Consider the following 20,862-nt stretch of genomic DNA (forward strand, 5'->3'; position numbering starts at 1 on the left):
TTGTAGGTCCATCGAAACCTTCACGAACGACGATGTAGGGTCCCTGTATGGTCGACTTCGACGTGCAGCTGCTGGCGGTCCTGCGGGAGCTCGCCGAGCGCGGCAGCGTCACGGCCGTCGCCGAGGCCACCCACCGCACACCGAGCGCCGTCTCCCAGCAGCTGCAGACGCTGCAGCGGCAGGTCGGCGTCCCGCTGGTCGAACGCGTCGGGCGCGGGGTCCGGCTGACCCCGCACGGCGAAGTGCTCGCGGGCCTGGCGTCCGGGGTCGCGACCGCCATCGCGCGGGTGGACGCCGCCTGGCAGGAGCACCTCGGCGGCACGACCGGACCGGTGTCGCTGGCGATCTTCCCGTCGGCGGCGGAACTGCTGCTGCCCGGCGTGCTCACCCGGATGCAGGCACACCCGGGCATCGCGCTGACCCTGGTCGACGTGGACGTCAGCGAGGGGGAGTTCGCACCGCTCGCGGCCGACCACGACGTCGTCGTCGGGCACCGGTCCGACGGCGTCCGCCCGGCCGACCAGGGATCGGTCGACACCGTGCCGCTGCTCCGCGAACCCCTCGACGTGGCCCTGCCGCCCGGGCACGCCCTGGCCGGCCGCGCACGCGTGGGCATCAACGAGGTCGTCGGGGAACGCTGGATCGGCGTGCCGGAGGGCTACCCGATCGACCGGGTGCTGCACGCGATGGCCGCGGCGACGGACACCCCGCCGAGCGTCGCGTTCCGCACGATCCACCTGCCGGTCATCGAGAACCTGGTGGCGGCCGGCCACGGCATCGCACTCGTCCCGCGGTACACGTCGGGGACGCGGGCGGCCGGGCGCTTCCACCTGGCGGAGCTCGCCGACGTCCGTGCCGGACGCCGCATCGAGGCACTGGTCCGCCCCGACCGTGCCGTCCGTCCCGTGGTGCGCACCGTCCTGGAGGCGCTGGTCGCCGTCGCCCTGGACGTCACCACCTGAGACGGTGGCGCCCACTGCCGGGCGCACGCCGTGCCTCCAGGCCGCCTGTCAGCGCACCTGGAACGTCAGCGCACCTGGAACGTCAGCGCACCTGGAACGGCGTGCCGAGCGGCAGGCGCTCCGCCAGCGCCGTGATGTCGGCGTTGTGCATGCGGATGCAGCCGTGCGAGGCGGCGGTGCCGATGCTCGACGTGTCCTCCGTGCCGTGCAGCCCGATCTGGCCGGGGCCACCGCCGAACGAGTTGAGCACGTCCGAGAACGCCGTCGTGCCGTACGCGTACGGGCCGTAGCCCTCGTTGGTCGGTGCGAGCAGCTCGGTCAGCGCGAACCGGCCGGTCGGCGACGGTGTGCCGCCGGTGCCGGTGGCGACGGGGTAGCTGTCGACGACCTTGCCGTCCTTGTACAGGTCGAGCGTCTTCGTCGAGCGGGTGACGACGATCGCGTACGGGTCCTCGGTCAGGGTGACGGCGCTGGTCGGCACCCAGCCGGTGCTGCCGTTCGGGCGCTGTGCGAGCTGCACCTCCGCCCAGCCGTCCTGCTGGTCGACGACCCGGAAGACGAGCGGGGCACCGGACGCCTGCGGGTTCTCGAGGGTCTGTGTCGCCGTGCCGCCCGCGCTCGCGCTGACCGGGACGGACGCGCCGGTCACGGCGGCGACCGTGGTGCTGGCCGGGGCGTCGAGCGCGTCGACGGGTGCTGCCGACCGGGTCGGCTCCGGTGTCGTCGTCGGGGTGGGCGTCGGTGCCGCGATGGACCGGGTGGGGGTCGGGGCGGGCGCGGCTGACAGGGGACCGAGCGCGACGAACGCGACGGCCCCCGCACAGACGACCGCCACGGCGGCGGCGATCACAGTCGCACGCCGCCGTGGCTCGGTCGGGAGGATCGGCAAGATCAGCCCGTGAAGTTCGCCGTTCCGGGCACCGGGACGGCGACCGGTGCCGTGCCCGGGTCACCGGCAGCGGCCGGGTCGGCCGTGACGGTGAGCGCGGCCTGCGCGGCCTGCGCCGACGAGGCGCCGACGAGACCGACGCTGTACGCGCCGGCGGTGTTCACGAAGTCGGCGGGCAGGACGATGGTGCCGGAGACGTTGCCGTCGGCGTCGGCGCGGAACGCGACCCCGGGGATGTCGGTGCCCTGGGCGCCGGTGCCGACTCCGGCGCCGACGAGCTCGTTCGGAGCGAAGCCCGAGCCCTGGATGCGGACTCCGGTGGTGGTGGCCTCGGTCAGCGTGGCCGTCGGGGTGAGGAGCTCGGCGGCCGCGGTGGGCTGCGGCGTGAAGTAGGTCGTGGTGTCGTCGACGCGGAGCGCGGAGATCGAACCGCTGGCGTCGGCGGCGAGGGACTGACCGTTCGCCTCGAGCGGGGCGGCGAGGCTCTTCAGCTCGCTGCTGGGCAGCGCGGTCGGTGCCGGGGTGCCGTCGACGGTCGGTGCCGGGGTGGGCTCGTCGGTCGGAGCGGGCGTCTCGGTCGGCTCGGGCGTCGGCGGGGCCGTGGTGTCGGCGGCGACGTCGATGCCGACGTAGACGACGTACCCGACGACCTGCGCGTCGGCGGCCTCGAGGTCGGCCGTGAGCTCCGTCGTCGACTCGACCTCGCCGGTCGCGGGGTCGATCCAGTTGCTGGTGCCGTCGGAGATGCCGACGCCGTCACCGGTCTCGGGCGCGTCCGTGGCGAAGACCACGGTCTGCGCGCTGGTGTCGCCGCCCTCCTGGACCGCGAGACCGAAGCTCGTCGCGCCGGTGGTCGTCATGCTGATGCCGGCGGCGAGGGCGGGGACGCTGCTCGCGGGCACGGGCTCGTTCAGGCCGCGGACCAGGCCGACGGCCTCGCCCTCGGAGACGGACAGGCCGTCCTCGTCCAGCGTGGCGTGGTCGGTGATCGAACCGCCACCGTCCAGGTCGGTCACGGACGCCCAGTACCACTGGTCGGTCAGCGGGAAGGTGCCGGTCGGCGCGGCGGTGAAGTCGTCGGCCGAGTCGGTCCAGGTGACGATGGCCGAAGCAGCGGTGCTCGTCACCAGGGCGGTCGAGACCGTCGGGACGAGGGCGGCGGAGACGCCGAGCACGGTGGCGCCGACGGCGGCCGCGGTGATGCGAGAACGAAGCACGGTGTGGAGATCCATCCGGTCAGTGGACAGGGTGCATCCACTGCGACGCCCCCCGTGCTGAGATGTACTCAGCGATACGAACCTATCGAACCGCTCAGGATTCCGCACCCCCCGGACGCGGATCCGATGACGGACCGACGACCGTCCGGCCGCCGGTCCGTCGTGCTCAGACGTCGAGGTGGTCGACCAGCTCGTCCGCCAGGCCCGTGTAGGTCGCCGGCGTCAGGTTGGTCAGCCGGGCCTTCGCGCCGTCGGAGATGTCCAGACGGTTCACGAACACGATGAGGTCCTGCTGGCTCACCCGCTTGCCGCGCGTGAGCTCCTTGAGCATCGCGTAGGGGTCCTCGATGTTCGACTGCCCGGCGGTGACCTCGGCACGGATGACCGTCTGGATCGCCTCGGCGAGGACCTCCCAGTTGTGGTCGAGGTCGTCGGCGAGCTTGACCTCGTTCACGGCGATCTCGCCCAGTCCGCGGCGCAGGTTGTCGAGCGCGAGCAGCGAGTGCCCGAACGCGACGCCGATGTTCCGCTGCGTGGTGGAGTCGGTCAGGTCGCGCTGCAGCCGGCTCGTCACGAGGGTCTCGGACAGCGTCGAGAAGAGCGCCGACGAGATCTCGAGGTTCGCCTCGGCGTTCTCGAACTTGATCGGGTTGATCTTGTGCGGCATCGTCGACGAACCGGTCGCACCCGCGACGGGGATCTGCGTGAAGTACCCCATCGAGATGTAGGTCCACACGTCGGTGGCCAGGTTGTGCAGGATCCGGTTGGCGTGACGCACCCGGTCGTAGAGCTCGGCCTGCCAGTCGTGCGACTCGATCTGCGTGGTGAGCGGGTTCCACGTCAGGCCGAGGCCCTCGACGAACTCGCGGGACAGCGCGGGCCAGTCGGCCTCGGGGTCGGCGGCGAGGTGTGCTGAGAAGGTGCCGGTCGCGCCGGAGAACTTGCCGAGGTACTCGCCGCCCTCGATCTGGGCGAGCACGCGCTCGAGCCGGTAGACGACGACCGCGAGCTCCTTGCCGAGCGTCGTCGGGGTGGCCGGCTGACCGTGCGTGTGCGAGAGCATCGGCACGCTCCGCAGCTCGACGGCGAGCGTCCGGAGCTTCTCGAGCACGGCACGGAAGCCGGGCAGCCAGACCTGGTCGACGGTGTCCCGCACGGTGAGTGCGTAGGACAGGTTGTTGACGTCCTCGCTCGTGGCGGCGAAGTGGGTGAGTTCGGCGATCGCGTCGAGCCCGAGCTCGGACAGCCGGCGGCGCACGAAGTACTCCACGGCCTTGACGTCGTGACGGGTCGTCGCCTCGATCTCGGCGAGCTCCGCGATCTGGTCCTGGCCGAAGGTCTCGACGATCCGGCGCAGTGCTGCCTTGTCGTCGACGCTGAGCGGCGAGGTGGTGAACATCGCGTGGTCGGTCAGGAAGATGAGCCACTCGACCTCGACCACGATGCGCGCGCGGTTGAGGCCGGCCTCGGAGAGGTGCTCGCCCACCGTGTGCACGATCGGGTAGTAGCGCCCGTCGAGCGGGCTGATCGGCTGCGGGGGAAGGGGGGTCATGGGGCTCCCTGACGGACTGCCGGCTCGAGCTGGTGGAAGAGCGCCCGGCAGGCCCGTTCGACGGTCGAGAGCACTCGGTCGAACTCGTGCCGGTCCGCGTAGTACGGGTCCGGCACGTCGGCCTGCTGGGGCCAGGCGGCGTCGTACCGCAACAGGAGCGTCACCTTGGCGGAGTCGTCCATGGTCGGGGCCCACGAACGCAGGATGCGCTCGTGGGAGCGGTCGAGTGCGACCACCAGGTCGAGGTCCGGGAACCGGTCCGGGTCGAACTGACGGGCGCGATGCCTGCTGCCATCGTATCCGCGCGCCGCCAGCGCTGCGATCGTGCGCTCGTCGGCGGGTTCGCCGACGTGCCAGTCACCGGTGCCGGCCGACTCCACCTGGAACCGGTCGGCGAGGCCGGCGTCCGCGGCGATCTGCGCGAACACGACACCGGCCATGGGGGAGCGGCAGATGTTACCGCTGCAGACGAACGAGACGCGGAACGGGGCGTCGACGTCCTGGGTCATGAGCACATCATGACGCAGGGCGGGGTCCTCCGCGAGGTCCGCCGGGGTCACGCCCGCTGGCGGTTGAGCACCGGGCGGGCGAAGAGCCCGATCAGCCAGGCGAAGACCGCGAGCACGAAGGCACCGACGATGCCCCAGCCGAAGGAGTCGACCTCGAGCCCGAAGCCGAACGCCTCCGAGATGCCCGCGACGATGAGCAGCAGGATCGCGTTCACGACGAACGAGATGAGCCCGAGCGTGAGGATGTAGAGCGGGAACGCCACGATCCGGATGAGCGTTCCGATCACCGCGTTCACGAGACCGAACACGAACGCCACGAGCAGGAAGGTGAGGACGGTCGCAGTGGTCCCGCCGTCACCGAACGGCGTCACGGAGACGCCGCTGACGATGAGCGTGGTGAGCCAGAGCGCGAGGGCGTTGACGACGAGGCGGACGAGGAATCGCATGCGCCCATGATGCCCTCGTTCCCCTCGTGGGTGCCGTGGGCCTGCCGGTAGCCTGAACCCGTGAGCGAGCAGCGTGTGCACATCCGGCCCGAGGTGGCCGTCCTCCCCGCGTACAAGCAGGGGCGACAGGCGTCCGACTCCGCCTTCAAGCTGTCGAGCAACGAGAACCCGTTCCCGCCGCTCCCCGGGGTCGTCGAGGCCGTGCAGGCCCAGACCTCGTACAACCGCTACCCCGACGCCACCGCCCTCGCCCTGCGCGCCGTGCTGGCCAACCGCTTCGGGCTGACCGCCGAGCAGGTGCACGTCGCCCCGGGCAGTGTCGCGATCCTGCACGAACTCGCCCGCGCGACCTCGGGCCCCGGCGACGAGATCGTCTACGCGTGGCGCTCGTTCGAGGCGTACCCGGGCGTCGTCACGGTCGCCGGCGCCACCAGCGTGCAGGTGCCGAACCGCGCCGACGGTGGGCACGACCTCGACGCGATGGCCGCGGCCGTCACCGAGCGCACCCGCATGGTGCTCGTCTGCTCGCCGAACAACCCGACGGGGCCGATCGTGACCGCCGCGGAGTTCGACGCGTTCATGGCCGCGGTGCCGCAGTCGGTGCTGGTCGTGCTCGACGAGGCATACGCCGAGTTCGTGACCGACGAGGCCGCCGTGCACGGTCACCCGCTGCTCGCCGCGCACCCCAACCTCGTGGTCCTCCGCACCTTCTCGAAGGCGTACGGGCTCGCCGGGCTCCGCGTGGGCTACGCGCTCGGTCCGGACTACGTGCTCGACGCCGTCCGGGCCTGCGCGATCCCGCTGTCCGTGACCGCCCAAGGCCAGGCGGCGGCGCTCGCCAGCCTGGAACGCGAGGCCGAGCTGCTCGAGCGCGTGACCGAGATCGCCACCCTGCGCGACCGGATCGTCGTCGAGCTCCGGGCACAGGGCTGGGACGTCCCCGACGCCCAGGGCAACTTCCTCTGGCTGCCGACGGGCGAGCGGACGGCGACCGCGGCGGCCGCGTTCGAGGACGCCGGCATCATCGTCCGGGCCTTTCCGCCAGAGGGCATCCGCATCTCGATCGGCGAGCACGAAGCTGTGGAAACGCTCCTCCAAACAGCCCGCTCACTTGTGGGGGACCTCCAGGTGGCCGACTAGTGCCTGGCGCTACGCTGGCCCGCATGTCATTCCGCGCCGCGGCTCCCGCGACGACCACCGTCCGGCTCCTCGACCCCGAGGGTCGGTTCGTGGAGACCGACGAGAACGCCGAGTTCGCCGCCGCCGCGCGGGCGATCCCCGACGAGACCCTGCTGGCGATGCACCGCCGCATGGTGCTCACCCGTCGGTTCGACCACGCCGGCCACAACCTCCAGCGCACCGGCCAGCTCGGCCTGTGGGTGCCCAGCCACGGGCAAGAGGCGGCACAGACCGGCTCCGCCTTCGCCCTGCGCGCCCAGGACCACGTGTTCCCGTCGTACCGCGAGCACGCCGTCACCATGCACCGCGGCGTCGAGCCGATGGAGATCATCGCGATGTACCGCGGGCAGACCCACGGCGGGTGGGACCCGGACCAGCGCGGCAACACGCACATCTCCACGCTGGTGATCGGCTCGCAGACCCTGCACGCCACCGGGTACGCGCTCGGCCAGAAGCTCGACGGCGACGTCGGCACGGGCGACCCGGACCGCGACGCCTGCTCGATCGTCTACTTCGGCGACGGCGCCACCAGCCAGGGCGACGTGAACGAGGCCTTCGTGTTCTCCGCGTCGACCAAGGCGCCGGTCGTCTTCTTCCTGCAGAACAACCACTGGGCCATCTCAGTGCCGGTGTCCGTGCAGTCCCCGACGCCGCTCGTCGACCGCCCGCGCGGCTTCGGGATCCCGAGCGTCCTGATCGACGGCAACGACATCCTCGCGTCCTACACGGCGTCGGTCGTCGCGACCGAGCACGCCCGCAGCGGCCAGGGCCCGGCCTTCATCGAGGCCGACACCTACCGCATCGGTGCGCACACCAGCTCCGACGACCCGAGCCGGTACCGCGCCGACGGTGAGCTCGAGGAGTGGGTCCTGCGCGACCCGATCGTCCGGTCCGAGGCGTACCTGCGCTCGAAGGGTGCGACGGACGAGCAGTTCGCCGCGTTCGACGAAGAGGGCGAGGACATCGCCGCCGACGTCCGACGCCGCACCGTCGCCCTGACCGCACCGTCCGTCGACGTCATGTTCGACAACGTGTACCGCGAACCGCACCCGCGGATCACCGAGCAGAAGGCCTGGCTCGCCCAGTACGAGGCCGGCTTCGAAGGGGGCGCCCACGCATGAGCACCACCGAGCAGCTCTTCGACTACACCCTGCGCTCCCACCCGGGCGCCGGCGAGGTCCCGAGCGACCCCACCCCGACCCTGCCGATGGCCAAGGCCCTCAACGCCGGGCTCGCCGCGGCCATGGAAGCGGACGACAAGGTCCTGCTGATGGGCGAGGACATCGGCCAGCTGGGCGGCGTCTTCCGCATCACCGAGGGCCTGCAGGACCGCTTCGGCGCCGAGCGCGTGCGGGACACCCCGCTGGCCGAGGCCGGCATCATCGGCACCGCGATCGGCCTCGCCCTGCGCGGCTACCGCCCGGTCGTCGAGATCCAGTTCGACGGCTTCGTGTGGCCCGGCTTCGACCAGATCACCTCGCAGCTCGCGAAGATGGCGAACCGCCTGCCGGCACACATGTCGCTGCCCGTCGTCATCCGCATCCCCTACGGCGGCCACATCGGCGCCGTGGAGCACCACCAGGAGTCCCCGGAGGCGTACTTCGCGCACACCCCGGGACTGCGGGTCGTCAGCCCGAGCACCCCGAACGACGCCTACTGGATGATCCAGGAGGCCATCGCGTCGAAGGACCCGGTGATCTTCCTCGAGCCGAAGTCCCGCTACTGGCCCAAGGGCCAGGTGGACCTCGTCGACGGCCACGTCCCGATGCACACCACCCGCGTCGCCCGCACCGGCAGCGAGGTCACCCTGGTCGGGCACGGCGCCATGGTCGCCACCCTGATGCAGGCGGCGGACATCGCCGAGGCCGAGGGCACCAGCTGCGAGGTCATCGACCTCCGCTCGATCTCGCCGATCGACTGGGAGCCGCTGCTCGCCTCCGTCCGCAAGACCGGTCGCCTGGTCATCGCACAAGAGGCCTCCGGCTTCGTCAGTGTCGGCAGCGAGATCGCCGCGACCGTCGCCGAGCGGGCGTTCTACACGATGCAGGCACCGCCGCTGCGGGTCTCCGGCTTCGACGTGCCGTTCCCGGTCTCGAAGCTCGAGCACCTGCACCTGCCGGATGCCGACCGCATCCTCGAGGCCGTCGACCGCGCCCTCGCCTACTGACCCGTCCGACCGAGCACGACCAGATCCGCGAAGGAGCCGTAGTGGCCGCCGCCGAATTCCCCCTGCCCGACGTGGGTGAAGGTCTCACCGAGGCCGAGATCGTGCAGTGGCGCGTCGCGATCGGGGACGAGATCGCCGTCGACCAGGTGCTCGTCGAGATCGAGACCGCGAAGTCGCTCGTCGAGCTGCCGTCGCCGTTCGCCGGCACGGTCACGGGCCTGCTCGTGTCCGAGGGGGACACGGTCGAGGTGGGCAAGCCGATCATCCGCGTCGACTCGGACGCGTCGGTCGCCTCCGGTGCGGCCCTCACGCCGCCTGCGGAACAGCCTGTCGAGCAGCCTGGAGGCGCGGCACCCGTCGCCCAGACCGCCCCGGTCTCGCCCGTGGTCGCGTCCACCCCGCCGGCCCCTGCCGCCCCGTCGGCCCCGGTCGCGCAGACGCCGCCCGCTCCGGCGCGCGCTGCTGCCCCCGCTCCAGCCGCAGTGGCGCCGGCCGCTGCTGCTGCCCCTGCACCGGCGGCGCCGGTGCAGCCGGTCGCCGTCGACGCGACCGTCCAGGGCACCGACGAGTCCTCCGGTGCCGTCCTCGTCGGCTACGGCTCGGCGACCTCGTCGCCCTCCCGTCGCAAGCCGGGCGCCCGCCGGGCCGCAGCGCTCGCGGCCGAGGCGAGCCGCGCCTCCAGTGTGGACACCGCCGCGGCGGCGGAAGCCTCCGTCGACCCGGGCGAGGAGAGCACCGCCGAGGCGATCAGCGCCCTCGGGACGGGCTCCGCGCACAAGCAGAGCACCGCGACCAACGTGCTGGCGAAGCCGCCGATCCGGAAGCTCGCGAAGGACCTCGGCGTCGAACTGACCGAGATCGTCGCGACCGGTCTGGCCGGCGAGGTCACCCGCGACGACGTCATCCGGCACGCGAAGCAGGCCAGCGTCTTCCGGAACATCGAGACGCCGGAGTGGGGTGAGGTCCGCAGCGAGACGATCCCGGTCAAGGGCGTCCGCAAGGCCATCGCCACCGCGATGACCACGTCCGCGTTCACGGCACCGCACGTGTCGCTGTTCGTCGACGTCGACGCGACCCACACGATGGAGTTCGTCAAGCGCCTCAAGGCCTCGCCGACGTTCGCCGGCGTCAAGGTCTCGCCGCTGCTCATCGTCGCGAAGGCCGTCATCTGGGCCGTCCGCCGGAACCGCTCGGTGAACTCGACCTGGACCGACCGCGAGATCATCGTCCACCACTTCGTGAACCTCGGCATCGCCGCGGCGACCCCGCGCGGGCTCATCGTGCCGAACATCAAGGACGCGCAGGACATGTCGCTGCTCGAGCTGGCGCAGGCGCTCGAGGAACTCACCCTGACCGCCCGCGACGGCAAGACCACGCCGAAGCAGATGGCGAACGGCACGGTGTCGATCACGAACATCGGGGTGTTCGGCATGGACACGGGGACCCCGATCCTCAACCCCGGCGAGGTCGCGATCGTCGCCATGGGCACGATCAAGCCGAAGCCGTGGGTCGTCGACGGCGAGGTCCGTTCGCGCATGGTGACGACCATCGGTGCGTCGTTCGACCACCGGGTCGTCGACGGTGACGTGGCGTCCCGCTTCGTGCACGACGTCGCCTCGGTGCTCGAGGAGCCCGCGCTCCTGCTCGACTAGCGTCGGTCGTTCCGCTTCGTGAGCAGAAGTGGTCGGGTTGCTTCGAGCCACTCGACCATTCCTGCTCACCATCTGCGGGCTTCCGCAAACGTCGCGTGGTGTTCACACGGATGTCGGGGGTCGGCGGCATGATCGGTGCATGGTCCACCAGCTCCTGACCCCCTCGCAGGAGATCCGAACGGATCGCCTCCTCCTCACCCCGCTGACCCCGGCCGACATCGACGACGTGCACGCGCTCTTCTCGGACGCCCGCACGTGGCAGCACCTGCCCACGGGTCGGCACGTGGCGCGGAGCTCGAGTGTGGACATGGTGCAGCGCAAGATCGGCGGTCGTGCACGCCACGGCCTCGGGTCCTGGGCGGTCCGGAGCGCCTCCGACCACGCCTTCGTGGGTGTGGGCGGGGTCGACATGACCGCCGGTGGGGTCTGGAACCTCGGCTACCGCCTGGCGCCCGCGGCATGGGGGCAGGGCTTCGCGTCCGAGATCGCCCTCGCTGCCGTGCGTGCCGCCGCCGACACCGCTCCGGACGTCCCGGTGACCGGCCGGGTGCTCACGAACAACCCTGCTTCTGCAGCCGTGCTGCGTCGTGCCGGGCTGTCGCTGGTGTGGCAGGGGGCTCCGGCTGCGCAGAACCGTGCGGCCGCCGGCGTCGAGGGGCAGGTCTGGACCGATCGGCTGCTCTCCGACGAGCAGTTCGCCTGGCTCGTCGCCAACGCCTGACCCGTCAGCGAGCGGGTCCGCCGAGCGTGATGCTCCGTGCGGCGCGCGCTTCGACCGATGACGAGTGTGTCGCGATCAGGACGGCCGCTCCGCCAGCCGCCAGCTCGCCCAGCAGGTCGAGCACCATCGCCGCGTTGTCGTCGTCGAGGGCACTCGTCGGTTCATCGGCGAGGATGACCGACGGACGCTTCACCAGGAGCCGCGCCATCGCGACCCGTTGCTGCTCGCCGCCGCTGAGTTCGTGGACGCGGTCCGTTCCGCGTCCAGCCAGACCGACACGGTCGAGGGCCTCGCCCGTCCGGATGCCTCGGTGTCTCCGCCGTCCGTCCGGCAGGCGAACCACGTCGACGTTCGACTGGACCGTCATGTCGGGTACCAACCCGAAGTCCTGGAACAGGTACCCGAGGTGGCGCCGCCGGATCAGTCGTGCCCGCCGCCCGTTCGAGCCCGCCGACTCTCCGTTGATCCGGATCGTGCCGCCGTCGAGCGCATCGACGTGCCCGACACAGTCGAGCAGCGTCGACTTCCCGCAGCCGCTCGGCCCGACCAAGCCGACGATCTCTCCACCTGCCACCTCGAACGTCAAGTCGTGCCACAGTGCACGGCCTCCGCGACGCTTCGATGCGTTCCGTACCTCGATCATCGTGATCCGTTCCCTCGGTTGCGTGCAGTGCTCCGTGCCGTGACGGCCATGACGACGAGGCTGGTGGCGCTCACCGCCGCGAGCGTCACGAGCGCGAGCGCCCCGGCGACTCCGGCCGACTGCGCGACCGGGTCGAGTGCCGATCTGAGCCCGCTTCCGTCCGGGCGTTGCGACCACCAGGTGTTGACGACGGCGATGACGGCGATCGAGACCAGACCGGCTTCGATCGTCAGCAGGCCAGCATCGGTGCGGACGGGCGAGACGCCACTGGTGAACTTCGCGAACAGCGCACGGCCGTGACGGCGTCGGTGCGCGATCGTGGCGACCATCCCGAGCATGACGCTGACGGCGAGGGTGCTGACCAGGGTGCCCGTCCCGATCGCCACGGTCGTCGCTGCGTGCCGTGCCTGTTCCGCCGCAGACTGACCCACCGCGACGACCGCGCTGAACTCGTCGCGGAGCCCCGACGCGCCGATCGACCGCTCGGCGGCAGCACGGGACGTGAAGACGACGTCTCCGGTCGACAACCACGATCCGAGTTCATCGGCCGAGAAGACGTCGAACGGTGTGGGGACGACCACGATCACGGCATCGTCGAGCCACGCGCGCGACGACGCGTCGTCCGGGTACGAGTAGACCTGCTGGCGGGCCAGCGTGCCGCCGATGACGTGCTCGAGGAGGGCGTCGGGTGCATCCCGCAACTGCCAGTCGGTCAGACCCGCGACGAGCCGCTCGCGGGAGAGGTCACTGTCGGCAGGCATCCACACGGCGATCTCCGCGCCGTCGGTGGTGATGCGGGCCCCGTTCGCGGAACGGACGTCCTGCAGGTCGAGGTAGCCCTGGTCGACGACGAGCGCAGGAACCGTCGACTTCCCTCGGCCACTCGACACTTCGACCGCGGCGGCGAGGAACGCATCACGCCGCTCGAGCGCCCCAGCGGCGAAATCGCCGATGCGGTCCCAGTAGGCCTGCTCCTCGACCGGGCGGGGATCCGGGGTGACCCAGAGCTGGACGGTTTCGCCGGCCGCCCGAAGATCCCGTTCTGCCGTTCCCTGTCGCGCGGTGGTCACTGCCCCGGTCAGTTCGAAGACGGCCGCGATGAGCAAGAGCAGCGCGGGCACCCGTGCGATCTGTGCGACGAGCAGGAGCGCGCCCGCTGGTCGAGCGCCCCGCAGTGCGCCGGCCAACGGCTGTCGACACGCGACCACCGTGCCGATCGTGTGCGCGACGACGACCGGTACGAGCAGTCCCACGCAGAACACCGAGATCGCGGCGGCGAGGGTCGCCGCCGAAGCGAGCCCGTTGTAGAACCAGAGCCCGATGGCGGCGACGGGTGCTCCGATGGCGATGACGAGCACGGCGGTCCGGAGCTCAGCCAGCTCCTGGATGACGATGGCGGTCGTGGTGTCTCCGTGCAGTCGGCGGACTGCGCTGCGGCGAGGGGCCCCGACGGTCGTCATCAGGCAGAGCGCCACGCATCCCGAGACGAGTGCTCCGACCAGGGCCAAGGTCTGATCCAAGCCGTCGGTGACGCCGATGCGTTGCAGGAGCGGCACGCGCTCCACGCTGACCTCGTACCCGGCGTCTGTCAGTGCGCTCACGACGGCTCGCCGAGCGTCGTCGTCCCCGAAGACCGAGTACGAGCCGGTCGGGTCGAACTGGTCGAGTTCCGACATCGGACGGACGGTGGTGGCCATCGACCTCGTGAAGTCCTCGTACCCGTCGATGAGCCAGCCGGCACCGCGGCTCGAGGGCGCGTCGGTGACGAGCGCGACGCGGCGCGTCGTCGGAGCTGCGCGGTCCGCCACCACCCGCGCGATCGTCGCGTGCTCGGCCTCGGCGACCTGCTCCAGTGCGATCGCGACCCGCTGGTTCGATCCGGTCTCAGCACCGGCGGTAGCGGTCACCACGGACGAGGCGCCCACGATGCCGGCTTCGCTGACCTGCACCAGGCCGACGAAACCCAGGACGGCAGCCAGGAGCGGCGGGACGAGGTAGGCGAGCGCCACCGATCGGATGTTCATGGTCCCCCTTGCGGCGAGCGTGAGCCGGAGCGGACGGTCGCTCGGACCGCCCGCTCCCGGTCTCAGCAGTTGTGGTAGTACGCCTTGTTGCCGCTGCGCGCCTTCGGTGTCATCGCCATCGCGTACCGGCCGCCTGGCACGTTCGTGACGCGCTTCGACTTCTTGCCGACCGCAGTCGCGCCGTGGCACCGCTTCTCGCGGAAGTAGTTCGACCAGGTGTCGTCCTTGCCGACGCCCCATTGCCAGAAGCTCCCGCCCCCGCCGTCGTTGTTGGCGCCGATGCCGCTGGTCTCACCGCTCGCACTTGCACCGGAAGCAGCGACGGTCACTCCGCCGGCTTCCGACCCTGATCCCATGACCTCGAACTGCGCAGCTGATGCCGCCGTCGCAGTGCCCGTGATCAGGCCGACGGTGAGACTGAGGCCGACGAGCATCTTCGTTCTGGACTTGTGCATGACTGTTTCCTCCCATGTGCCCCCCGATGAGGCTCGACCGATCGTGGCAGCGGCGCAGCACTGATGTCAAGAATGTGGAATGCATGTATCACCGAGTCCGAGACGCCCGACGTTGGTCTTCCCGGCCTGACTCGCTACTGTGATGGGAACTGGTCATGTCCGCGCATGACCACCGCCCAGGATCAGCAACGGAGCACGAGGGACGCATGACGAGCCGCATCACCGAGGGTGCCGAACCGAAGCACCAGCAGCTGCGGCGCATCCTGCTCGACCTCGTCACCACGCGACTGGCTCCCGGTGCTGCGATCCCGTCCGAACGTCAGCTCATCGCCGAGTACGGCGTCTCCCGGATCACCGTGCGTGAGGCCCTCGGGCAGCTGGTCAACGAGGGCTACCTGGAGCGCGTCCGCGGCAAGGGCACCTTCGTGGCGCACCGGCCCGTGCAGTCGACGCTGCACCTCGCCTCGTTCACCGAGGAGATGCGGGCGATGGGGCACGAGCCGACCACGGTGGTGCTCGTGCGTGAAGAGCGGGTGCCGCCGGCCGACACCGCCGCAGCCCTGCGGATCGACCCGGACGTGCCGGCCTTCCACGTGAAGCGCCTGCGGATGGCCGATGGTGCCCCGGTGTCGATCGACGACGCCTGGCTCGTGGCCGACGCGTTCCCGGGCCTGCTCGACCACGACCTGTCCGGGTCGGTGTACTCGATCATCGCCACGGAGTACGGCACCCCGATCGACCGCGCGCAGCAGACCGTCGCGGCGAACCCGGCGGCCGATGACGTCGCGACGCTGCTCGGGACGAAGACCGGAGCGCCCGTGCTCGAGTTCGACCGGGTGTCGTACGCGGGGGAACGACCCGTGGAGCACACCCGCAGCTGGTACCGCTCGGACCGCTACCGCGTGCAGATGGAGGTCACCGCGACCCCCGCGGTCGCGTAGTCCGCCCGACAACGCGAAAGCGACTGTGTGCCGCGGGTGTTCCGCAGCACACAGTCGCTCTCGATGGGGGAAGTGGCCCTAGACCTCGAAGAGGGTGTCGCCGTCGAGCACCGTGGTGCCGACCGTCCCCTGGTCGACGCTGTCCGGCGTCGAGCCGAGCACGACGACCGGGCAGATCGGCGAGTACCCGGCTGCTGTGATCACCGAGGGGGTGAACCGGACGACGGGGTCACCGGCGGTGACGGTGTCGCCCTCGGTCGCGAGGAGCTCGAAGCCCTCGCCGGAGAGCTTCACGGTGTCGATGCCGACGTGCACCAGGACGTCGGTGCCCGCGGCGCCCTGCAGGGCGAACGCGTGCGGGTGCAGCTTGACGATGGTGCCGTCGACCGGGGCCACCGCGGTGACCGCACCCTCGACGCCCGTCGGGTCGACCGCGACGCCGGCGCCGACGAGCTGCCCGGCGAACACCGGGTCGGGCACGTCGGCGAGGGCAACGACCGGGCCGCCGAACGGGGTGCGGACGACGGTCACAGTTCGTCCTGGATGTCCTGGGCGAGGTTGTCGGCGACCGTGCCGACGATGACCTGCCAGCCGGTGCCGCCACCGATGACCGCCTGGGCCCCGGCTGCCTGCAGGGCGGCCTTGTCGACCAGGTCCCCGTCCTCGACCTCGACGCGGAGGCGCGTGATGCAGCCCTCGACCTCTTCGATGTTCTCGGCACCGCCGAGTGCGGCGATGATGTCGGCTGCCTTGATGTCGGCCATCGTTTCCTCCTCGTTAAGGGTTTGCGTCGCAGGTTGACACCGGACCGCTCTCGGATCAGACTACGGAACTGGTCATGACCGGACAGGACCGGACCTGGCGACACCGCCGAGGTTACCTGCGCTGGCTGCACGACTCAACTCACCCCGACAGCTCCACCCAATGACGAGAGGACCTCCGATGAGCGCCACCACTGCCACGGATGTGCCGGAGAAGAAGAAGCCGAAGAAGCAGTCACGGCTGTTCGCACAGGCCCAGCGCCTCGGACGGAGCCTGCTCCTGCCGATCGCGGTCATGCCGGCGGCGGGCATCCTGAACCGCATCGGTCAGCCGGACCTCCTCGGCGCGATCCCCGGCTTCGAGACCGGCGCCGGAGTCATCTCAGCTGCCGGCCAGGCGATCTTCACGTGGCTCCCGCTGCTGTTCGCGGTGGGCATCGCGATCGGCTGGGCGAAGAAGTCCGACGGCACCACCGCGCTCGCTGCGGTCGTCGGCTACATGGTCATGTACGAGGTGTTCGCAGTGATGTCGCCGGTCGTCCTCGCCGGGGTCAAGAACGCCAATGGCGAGCAGGCCACGATCAACTACGGGGTGCTCGGCGGCATCGTGATGGGGCTCGTCTCCGCCGTGATGTGGGAGAAGTTCCACCGCACGAAGATGCCCGACTTCCTCGGGTTCTTCTCCGGTCGCCGCCTGGTTCCGATCCTGACGGCCGCTGCGGGTCTCGTCATCGCCGTCGCGATGTCGTTCGTCTACCGCTACTTCGACATCGCACTGACCGCGGCCGGCACCGCCGTCGCCGACAACGCCGTGATCGGCGGCGGCATCTTCGGCTTCGCGAACCGCATGCTCATCCCGATCGGGCTGCACCAGCTGCTCAACTTCTTCCCGTGGTTCCAGCTCGGCAGCTTCACCAACGCGGCCGGCGACCTCGTCCACGGTGACATCCCTCGCTTCCTCGCGGGCGACCCGACCGCGGGCATCTTCCAGACCGGCTTCTTCCCGATCATGATGTTCGCGCTGCCCGCCGGTGCCCTCGCGATCTGGCGCAACGCCAAGCCGCAGAACCGCAAGCTCGTCGGCGGCATCATGATCTCCGCCGCACTGACCTCGTTCGTCACGGGCATCACCGAGCCGCTCGAGTACTCGTTCATGTTCGTCGCGTTCCCGCTGTACATCATCCACGCGGTGCTCACGGGCACCTCGCTCGCCCTGGTGAACGCCCTCGGGATCCACGACGGGTTCTCGTTCTCGGCCGGCGCGATCGACTACGTGCTGAACTTCGGCAAGGCGGACGGGGCGATCTGGCTCATCCCGATCGGCCTCGGCTACGCGGTCGTGTACTACTTCCTGTTCAGTTTCGTGATCAAGAAGTGGAACCTCCGCACGCCCGGCCGTGAAGAGGACACGATCGCCGAGAACACGATCGACGCGGCCACCAAGCCGTAGACGCGAGCGTCTCCATGACGGGAGGCCCGGTGCCAGCTGGCACCGGGCCTCCCGTCCGTCTCCCGGTCGCGCTGAGAGCCCTCATAGCGGTTTTGACAATCGTTATCAGTAGGCGTTAGCGTCGTGCCATGCACAACCGCCTCCTCGCCCTCCCACTCGTCGCCGGCGCCGCCGCGCTCGCCCTGACCGGGTGCGCCACCTCGTCCGCCTCGGGGGAGGCCAGCGGTGACGGCACGATCAACGTCGTCGCCTCCACCAACGTCTACGGCTCGATCGTCAAGACCATCGGTGGCGACGCCGTCACCGTGACGAGCATCCTGAGCGACCCGTCGCAGGACCCGCACTCGTTCGAGTCGAGCGCCCGCACGCAGCTCTCCGTGTCCAAGGCCGACCTGCTCATCGAGAACGGTGGCGGGTACGACGACTTCATGACGACGCTCGCGAACGCCTCGGACACCAAGGCGGACACGATCAACGTCGTGAAGCTCTCCGGCCTCGACAAGGGAGGCAGCGCCGAGTTCAACGAGCACGTCTTCTACAGCTACCCGACGATGGTGAAGCTGGTCGAGGCGGTCACGAAGGACCTCAGCGCGCTCGACGAGAGCGGCAAGGACGCCTTCGAGAAGAACGCCGCCACGCTCACCACCAAGCTCGAGGACCTCGAGTCCCAGACCGACGCCGTCAAGAAGCAGGACTCCGGCGACAAGGTGGCGTACACCGAGCCGGTGCCCGGGTACCTGTTCGACGCGATGGGGCTCGAGAACGAGACCCCGCCGGACTTCTCCGAGGCCATCGAGGAAGGCGACGACGTCCCGCCGGCGGCCCTCCGCGACACCCTCGCGCTGTTCACCGGCAAGCGCGTGCAGCTGCTCGCCTACAACAACCAGGCGTCCAGCCCCGAGACCGAGCAGGTCCAGAAGGCGGCCGAGCAGAACGACATCCCCGTCGTCGGTGTCACGGAGACGCTCCCCAAGGGGCAGGATTACGTCTCGTGGCAGCAGGCGAACATCGACGCGGTGAAGGCAGCGCTCCAGAAGTGACGACCTCGACCGCAGCAGCGGCGACCCCCAGCCCGGCGACCACCACGGTGGACGACCGGGCTGCGGCTCGTCCGGTCCTCGCGCTCCGCGACGCCGGGTTGTCCTACGGCGCCCGGAAGCTCTGGGCAGGCCTCGACCTCGACCTCGCGCCGGGGGAGTTCGTCGCGGTCCTCGGCCCGAACGGCGCCGGCAAGACCTCACTGCTCCGCACCGTCCTCGGGCAGCAGCGGCTCACGAGCGGCACGATGTCGTTCCTCGGGCAGCCGGTGCACCGCGGCCACCGGAAGATCGGCTACATCCCGCAGCAGCGCCTGATGGAGGCGGGGACGCCCCTGCGCGCGCGGGACATGATCGCCCAGGGCGTGACCGGGCACCGGTGGGGGATCCGACGGGCGTCGAAGGCCGACCGGATGCGCATCGACCGGGTCCTCGACGAGGTCGGCGCCACCGCCTTCGCGGACGCCCCCGTCGCCGAGCTCTCCGGCGGCGAGCAGCAGCGCACCCGCGTCGGGCAGGCCATCGCCGCCGACCCCGCCCTGCTGCTGTGCGACGAACCCCTCATCTCGCTCGACCTGCGGCACCAGCGCGGGATCACCGAGCTCATCGACCGCGAGCGCCGGCAGCGCGAGGCCGCCGTGCTCTTCGTGACGCACGACGTGAACCCGATCCTCGACGTCGTCGACCGGGTCCTCTACATCGCCGGCGGTCGGTTCCGGATCGGTTCACCGGACGAGGTCCTGCGCGCCGACGTCCTGAGCGACCTCTACGGCACGCCCGTCGACGTCGTCCGCACCATGGGACGCATCGTCATCGTCGGGGCGAACGAGGCCCACGAGCACCACCCGGGCGAGGTCGACCCGCACGCCGACCAGCCCGACGAAGGGCGGATCTGATGGACCTGCTGTCGACCGTCTTCTCGTTCCAGGACTACGGCGAGCTCCTCGTGCTCGTGCAGAACTCGATCTGGGCCGGCGCGGTGCTCGGCATCGTCGGCGGCCTCATCGGCCCGTTCGTCGTCGCCCGGAACATGCCGTTCGCCGTGCACGGCATCTCGGAGCTCTCGTTCGCCGGGGCCAGCGCCTCGCTGCTGCTCGGGGTGAACGTGGTCTCCGGCTCGCTCGTCGGGTCGGTCATCGCCGCTCTGCTCATCGGTCTCCTCGGGTCGCGTGCCCGGGAACGCAACTCGATCATCGCCGTCCTCATGCCGTTCGGGCTCGGGCTCGGCATCCTCTGCCTGGCGCTCTACAAGGGCCGGGCCGCCAACAAGTTCGGGCTGCTCACCGGGCAGATCGTCTCGGTCGACAACCCGCAGCTGACGTTCCTGATCGTGGTCGCCGCGATCGTCGTGGCGACGCTGCTCGTCATCTGGCGCCCGTTGATGTTCGCCTCAGTCGACCCCGACGTGGCTGCGGCCGCGGGGATCCCGGTGCGGACCCTCGCGATCGTGTTCATGCTCGTGCTCGGGCTGGCCACCGCCGTGTCGGTGCAGATCGTCGGAGCGTTGCTCGTGCTCTCCCTGCTCGTCACCCCGGCGGCCGCTGCCCTGCGCCTCAGCTCGCACCCGGTCGTCGTGCCGGTGCTGTCGACGGTGTTCGCGGTGACGTCGGTCGTCGGTGGCATCCTGCTCGCACTGGGCGGCGGCCTGCCGATCAGCCCGTACGTGACGACCATCTCGTTCGCGATCTGGGTGGTCTGCCGGATCATCGGGTCGCGACGCGACAAGCGGGGACGCAACCGCGTCGCCGGCCGGAGCCAGCGTGGCGGGGGCGAGCCGGGCCTCCAGGCCGGGACGACGTCGACAGCCGGTCGGAAGGAAGAGGTGTCAGCATGAACGCCGTGCAGAAGACCAAGCGGAACACGTGGCAGCGCGAAGCGGTGCGCGGTGCCCTCGACTCGACCGAGGGGTTCGTCAGTGCGCAGGCGCTGCACCAGCACCTGCGGGACGAGGGATCGACCATCGGTCTGGCCACCGTCTACCGGGCGCTCGCCGACCTGGCCACCGAGGGTGATGCCGACTCGCTGCAGCAGGACGGCGAATCGCTGTACCGGGCGTGCACGACGGACGCGCACCACCACCACCTGATCTGCCGGAACTGCGGCCGGACCGTCGAGATCGAGGCGGACCCGGTGGAGCAGTGGGCGCAGGACGTCGCCGCCGCCAACGGGTTCACCAACGCCAGTCACGTCGTCGACATCTTCGGCGAGTGCGCCGTCTGCACGGCAGCCCGCGCGACGGACTCCACCGGCGAGTAAC

The 20,862-nt window shown here is 70.6% G+C and carries 22 protein-coding genes; 12 read left to right on the plus strand and 10 right to left on the minus strand.

Translation table 11 applies throughout. The features are described 5' to 3' along the window. Positions 1–47: 47 nt before the first annotated feature. Positions 48–962: a LysR family transcriptional regulator gene (locus tag DEJ12_RS16805; RefSeq protein ID WP_111030908.1), complete on the plus strand. Its 915-nt coding sequence runs from the start codon at positions 48–50 to the stop codon at positions 960–962. 82 nt (positions 963–1,044) lie between these two features. On the opposite strand, the gene DEJ12_RS16810 is transcribed toward DEJ12_RS16805, so the two are convergent. The 5 genes from DEJ12_RS16810 to DEJ12_RS16830 form a co-directional block, all read right to left on the minus strand. Beyond that, positions 1,045–1,851, minus strand: a complete 807-nt coding sequence (locus tag DEJ12_RS16810; RefSeq protein WP_258375602.1) for a L,D-transpeptidase family protein — start codon at positions 1,849–1,851, stop codon at positions 1,045–1,047. Positions 1,852–1,853: 2 nt separating this feature from the next. Beyond that, positions 1,854–3,083, minus strand: coding sequence for a hypothetical protein (locus DEJ12_RS16815; protein ID WP_111030912.1), 1,230 nt, complete (start codon positions 3,081–3,083; stop codon positions 1,854–1,856). A gap of 151 nt (positions 3,084–3,234) precedes the next feature. Further along, a complete protein-coding gene (gene purB, locus DEJ12_RS16820; protein ID WP_111030914.1) occupies positions 3,235–4,620 on the minus strand; it encodes an adenylosuccinate lyase in 1,386 nt (461 codons plus the stop codon). Continuing rightward, entirely contained in the window at positions 4,617–5,129 is a 513-nt protein-coding gene (locus tag DEJ12_RS16825; RefSeq protein ID WP_017886476.1) for a low molecular weight protein-tyrosine-phosphatase, read from the minus strand. The genes purB and DEJ12_RS16825 overlap by 4 nt, the downstream gene beginning before the upstream one ends. A gap of 47 nt (positions 5,130–5,176) precedes the next feature. Continuing rightward, complete coding sequence (locus tag DEJ12_RS16830) at positions 5,177–5,575, minus strand: phage holin family protein (protein ID WP_071404898.1); 399 nt, start codon at positions 5,573–5,575, stop codon at positions 5,177–5,179. Between the two features lie 60 nt (positions 5,576–5,635). Here DEJ12_RS16830 and DEJ12_RS16835 point away from each other — a divergent pair, with 60 nt between their 5' ends. The 5 genes from DEJ12_RS16835 to DEJ12_RS16855 all read left to right on the plus strand — a co-directional run bounded on the left by DEJ12_RS16835 (position 5,636) and on the right by DEJ12_RS16855 (position 11,294). Next, on the plus strand, positions 5,636–6,715 hold the full coding sequence (locus tag DEJ12_RS16835) for a histidinol-phosphate transaminase (protein WP_111030916.1): 1,080 nt from the start codon (positions 5,636–5,638) through the stop codon (positions 6,713–6,715). 23 nt (positions 6,716–6,738) lie between these two features. After that, the gene (locus tag DEJ12_RS16840) at positions 6,739–7,875 is read left to right on the plus strand and encodes a thiamine pyrophosphate-dependent dehydrogenase E1 component subunit alpha (protein ID WP_071404900.1); all 1,137 of its coding nucleotides are present in this window, start codon (positions 6,739–6,741) and stop codon (positions 7,873–7,875) included. 86 nt (positions 7,876–7,961) lie between these two features. Next, positions 7,962–8,921: an alpha-ketoacid dehydrogenase subunit beta gene (locus tag DEJ12_RS16845; protein ID WP_111030944.1), complete on the plus strand. Its 960-nt coding sequence runs from the start codon at positions 7,962–7,964 to the stop codon at positions 8,919–8,921. Positions 8,922–8,962: 41 nt separating this feature from the next. Continuing rightward, the gene (locus tag DEJ12_RS16850) at positions 8,963–10,573 is read left to right on the plus strand and encodes a dihydrolipoamide acetyltransferase family protein (RefSeq protein WP_111030918.1); all 1,611 of its coding nucleotides are present in this window, start codon (positions 8,963–8,965) and stop codon (positions 10,571–10,573) included. 139 nt (positions 10,574–10,712) lie between these two features. Then, positions 10,713–11,294 carry a GNAT family N-acetyltransferase gene (locus DEJ12_RS16855; protein ID WP_111030920.1) on the plus strand — a complete coding sequence of 194 codons (582 nt, stop codon included), beginning with the start codon at positions 10,713–10,715 and terminating at the stop codon, positions 11,292–11,294. Between the two features lie 4 nt (positions 11,295–11,298). On the opposite strand, the gene DEJ12_RS16860 is transcribed toward DEJ12_RS16855, so the two are convergent. The 3 genes from DEJ12_RS16860 to DEJ12_RS16870 form a co-directional block, all read right to left on the minus strand. After that, the gene (locus tag DEJ12_RS16860; RefSeq protein ID WP_220034819.1) at positions 11,299–11,880 is read right to left on the minus strand and encodes an ABC transporter ATP-binding protein; all 582 of its coding nucleotides are present in this window, start codon (positions 11,878–11,880) and stop codon (positions 11,299–11,301) included. Between the two features lie 53 nt (positions 11,881–11,933). Beyond that, on the minus strand, positions 11,934–13,961 hold the full coding sequence (locus tag DEJ12_RS16865) for a hypothetical protein (protein ID WP_111030924.1): 2,028 nt from the start codon (positions 13,959–13,961) through the stop codon (positions 11,934–11,936). Between the two features lie 62 nt (positions 13,962–14,023). Further along, the gene (locus DEJ12_RS16870) at positions 14,024–14,416 is read right to left on the minus strand and encodes a lactococcin 972 family bacteriocin (protein WP_111030926.1); all 393 of its coding nucleotides are present in this window, start codon (positions 14,414–14,416) and stop codon (positions 14,024–14,026) included. 206 nt (positions 14,417–14,622) lie between these two features. Here DEJ12_RS16870 and DEJ12_RS16875 point away from each other — a divergent pair, with 206 nt between their 5' ends. Next, positions 14,623–15,357 (plus strand): GntR family transcriptional regulator, encoded by a 735-nt coding sequence (locus DEJ12_RS16875; protein ID WP_017886466.1) that lies wholly within the window; start codon positions 14,623–14,625, stop codon positions 15,355–15,357. A 78-nt stretch (positions 15,358–15,435) separates the two neighbouring features. Here the strand turns inward: DEJ12_RS16875 and DEJ12_RS16880 are convergent, their stop codons facing one another. Then, entirely contained in the window at positions 15,436–15,888 is a 453-nt protein-coding gene (locus DEJ12_RS16880; RefSeq protein ID WP_111030928.1) for a glucose PTS transporter subunit IIA, read from the minus strand. Further along, the gene (locus tag DEJ12_RS16885; RefSeq protein WP_027464959.1) at positions 15,885–16,121 is read right to left on the minus strand and encodes a PTS transporter subunit EIIB; all 237 of its coding nucleotides are present in this window, start codon (positions 16,119–16,121) and stop codon (positions 15,885–15,887) included. The genes DEJ12_RS16880 and DEJ12_RS16885 overlap by 4 nt, the downstream gene beginning before the upstream one ends. 178 nt (positions 16,122–16,299) lie before the next feature. Here DEJ12_RS16885 and DEJ12_RS16890 point away from each other — a divergent pair, with 178 nt between their 5' ends. The 5 genes from DEJ12_RS16890 to DEJ12_RS16910 all read left to right on the plus strand — a co-directional run bounded on the left by DEJ12_RS16890 (position 16,300) and on the right by DEJ12_RS16910 (position 20,861). Beyond that, positions 16,300–17,568, plus strand: a complete 1,269-nt coding sequence (locus DEJ12_RS16890; RefSeq protein ID WP_111030930.1) for a PTS transporter subunit EIIC — start codon at positions 16,300–16,302, stop codon at positions 17,566–17,568. A gap of 128 nt (positions 17,569–17,696) precedes the next feature. Next, the gene (locus DEJ12_RS16895; protein WP_071404907.1) at positions 17,697–18,608 is read left to right on the plus strand and encodes a metal ABC transporter solute-binding protein, Zn/Mn family; all 912 of its coding nucleotides are present in this window, start codon (positions 17,697–17,699) and stop codon (positions 18,606–18,608) included. A gap of 47 nt (positions 18,609–18,655) precedes the next feature. Further along, positions 18,656–19,501: a metal ABC transporter ATP-binding protein gene (locus DEJ12_RS16900; protein WP_051596603.1), complete on the plus strand. Its 846-nt coding sequence runs from the start codon at positions 18,656–18,658 to the stop codon at positions 19,499–19,501. Continuing rightward, positions 19,501–20,439, plus strand: coding sequence for a metal ABC transporter permease (locus tag DEJ12_RS16905; protein WP_071404908.1), 939 nt, complete (start codon positions 19,501–19,503; stop codon positions 20,437–20,439). The genes DEJ12_RS16900 and DEJ12_RS16905 overlap by 1 nt, the downstream gene beginning before the upstream one ends. Further along, a complete protein-coding gene (locus DEJ12_RS16910; protein ID WP_111030932.1) occupies positions 20,436–20,861 on the plus strand; it encodes a Fur family transcriptional regulator in 426 nt (141 codons plus the stop codon). Before DEJ12_RS16905 ends, DEJ12_RS16910 begins: the two co-directional genes overlap by 4 nt. Position 20,862 lies beyond the last annotated feature (1 nt).

The organism is Curtobacterium sp. MCLR17_059, assembly GCF_003234665.1.
GTDB classification, from domain to species: Bacteria; Actinomycetota; Actinomycetes; order Actinomycetales; family Microbacteriaceae; genus Curtobacterium; species Curtobacterium flaccumfaciens.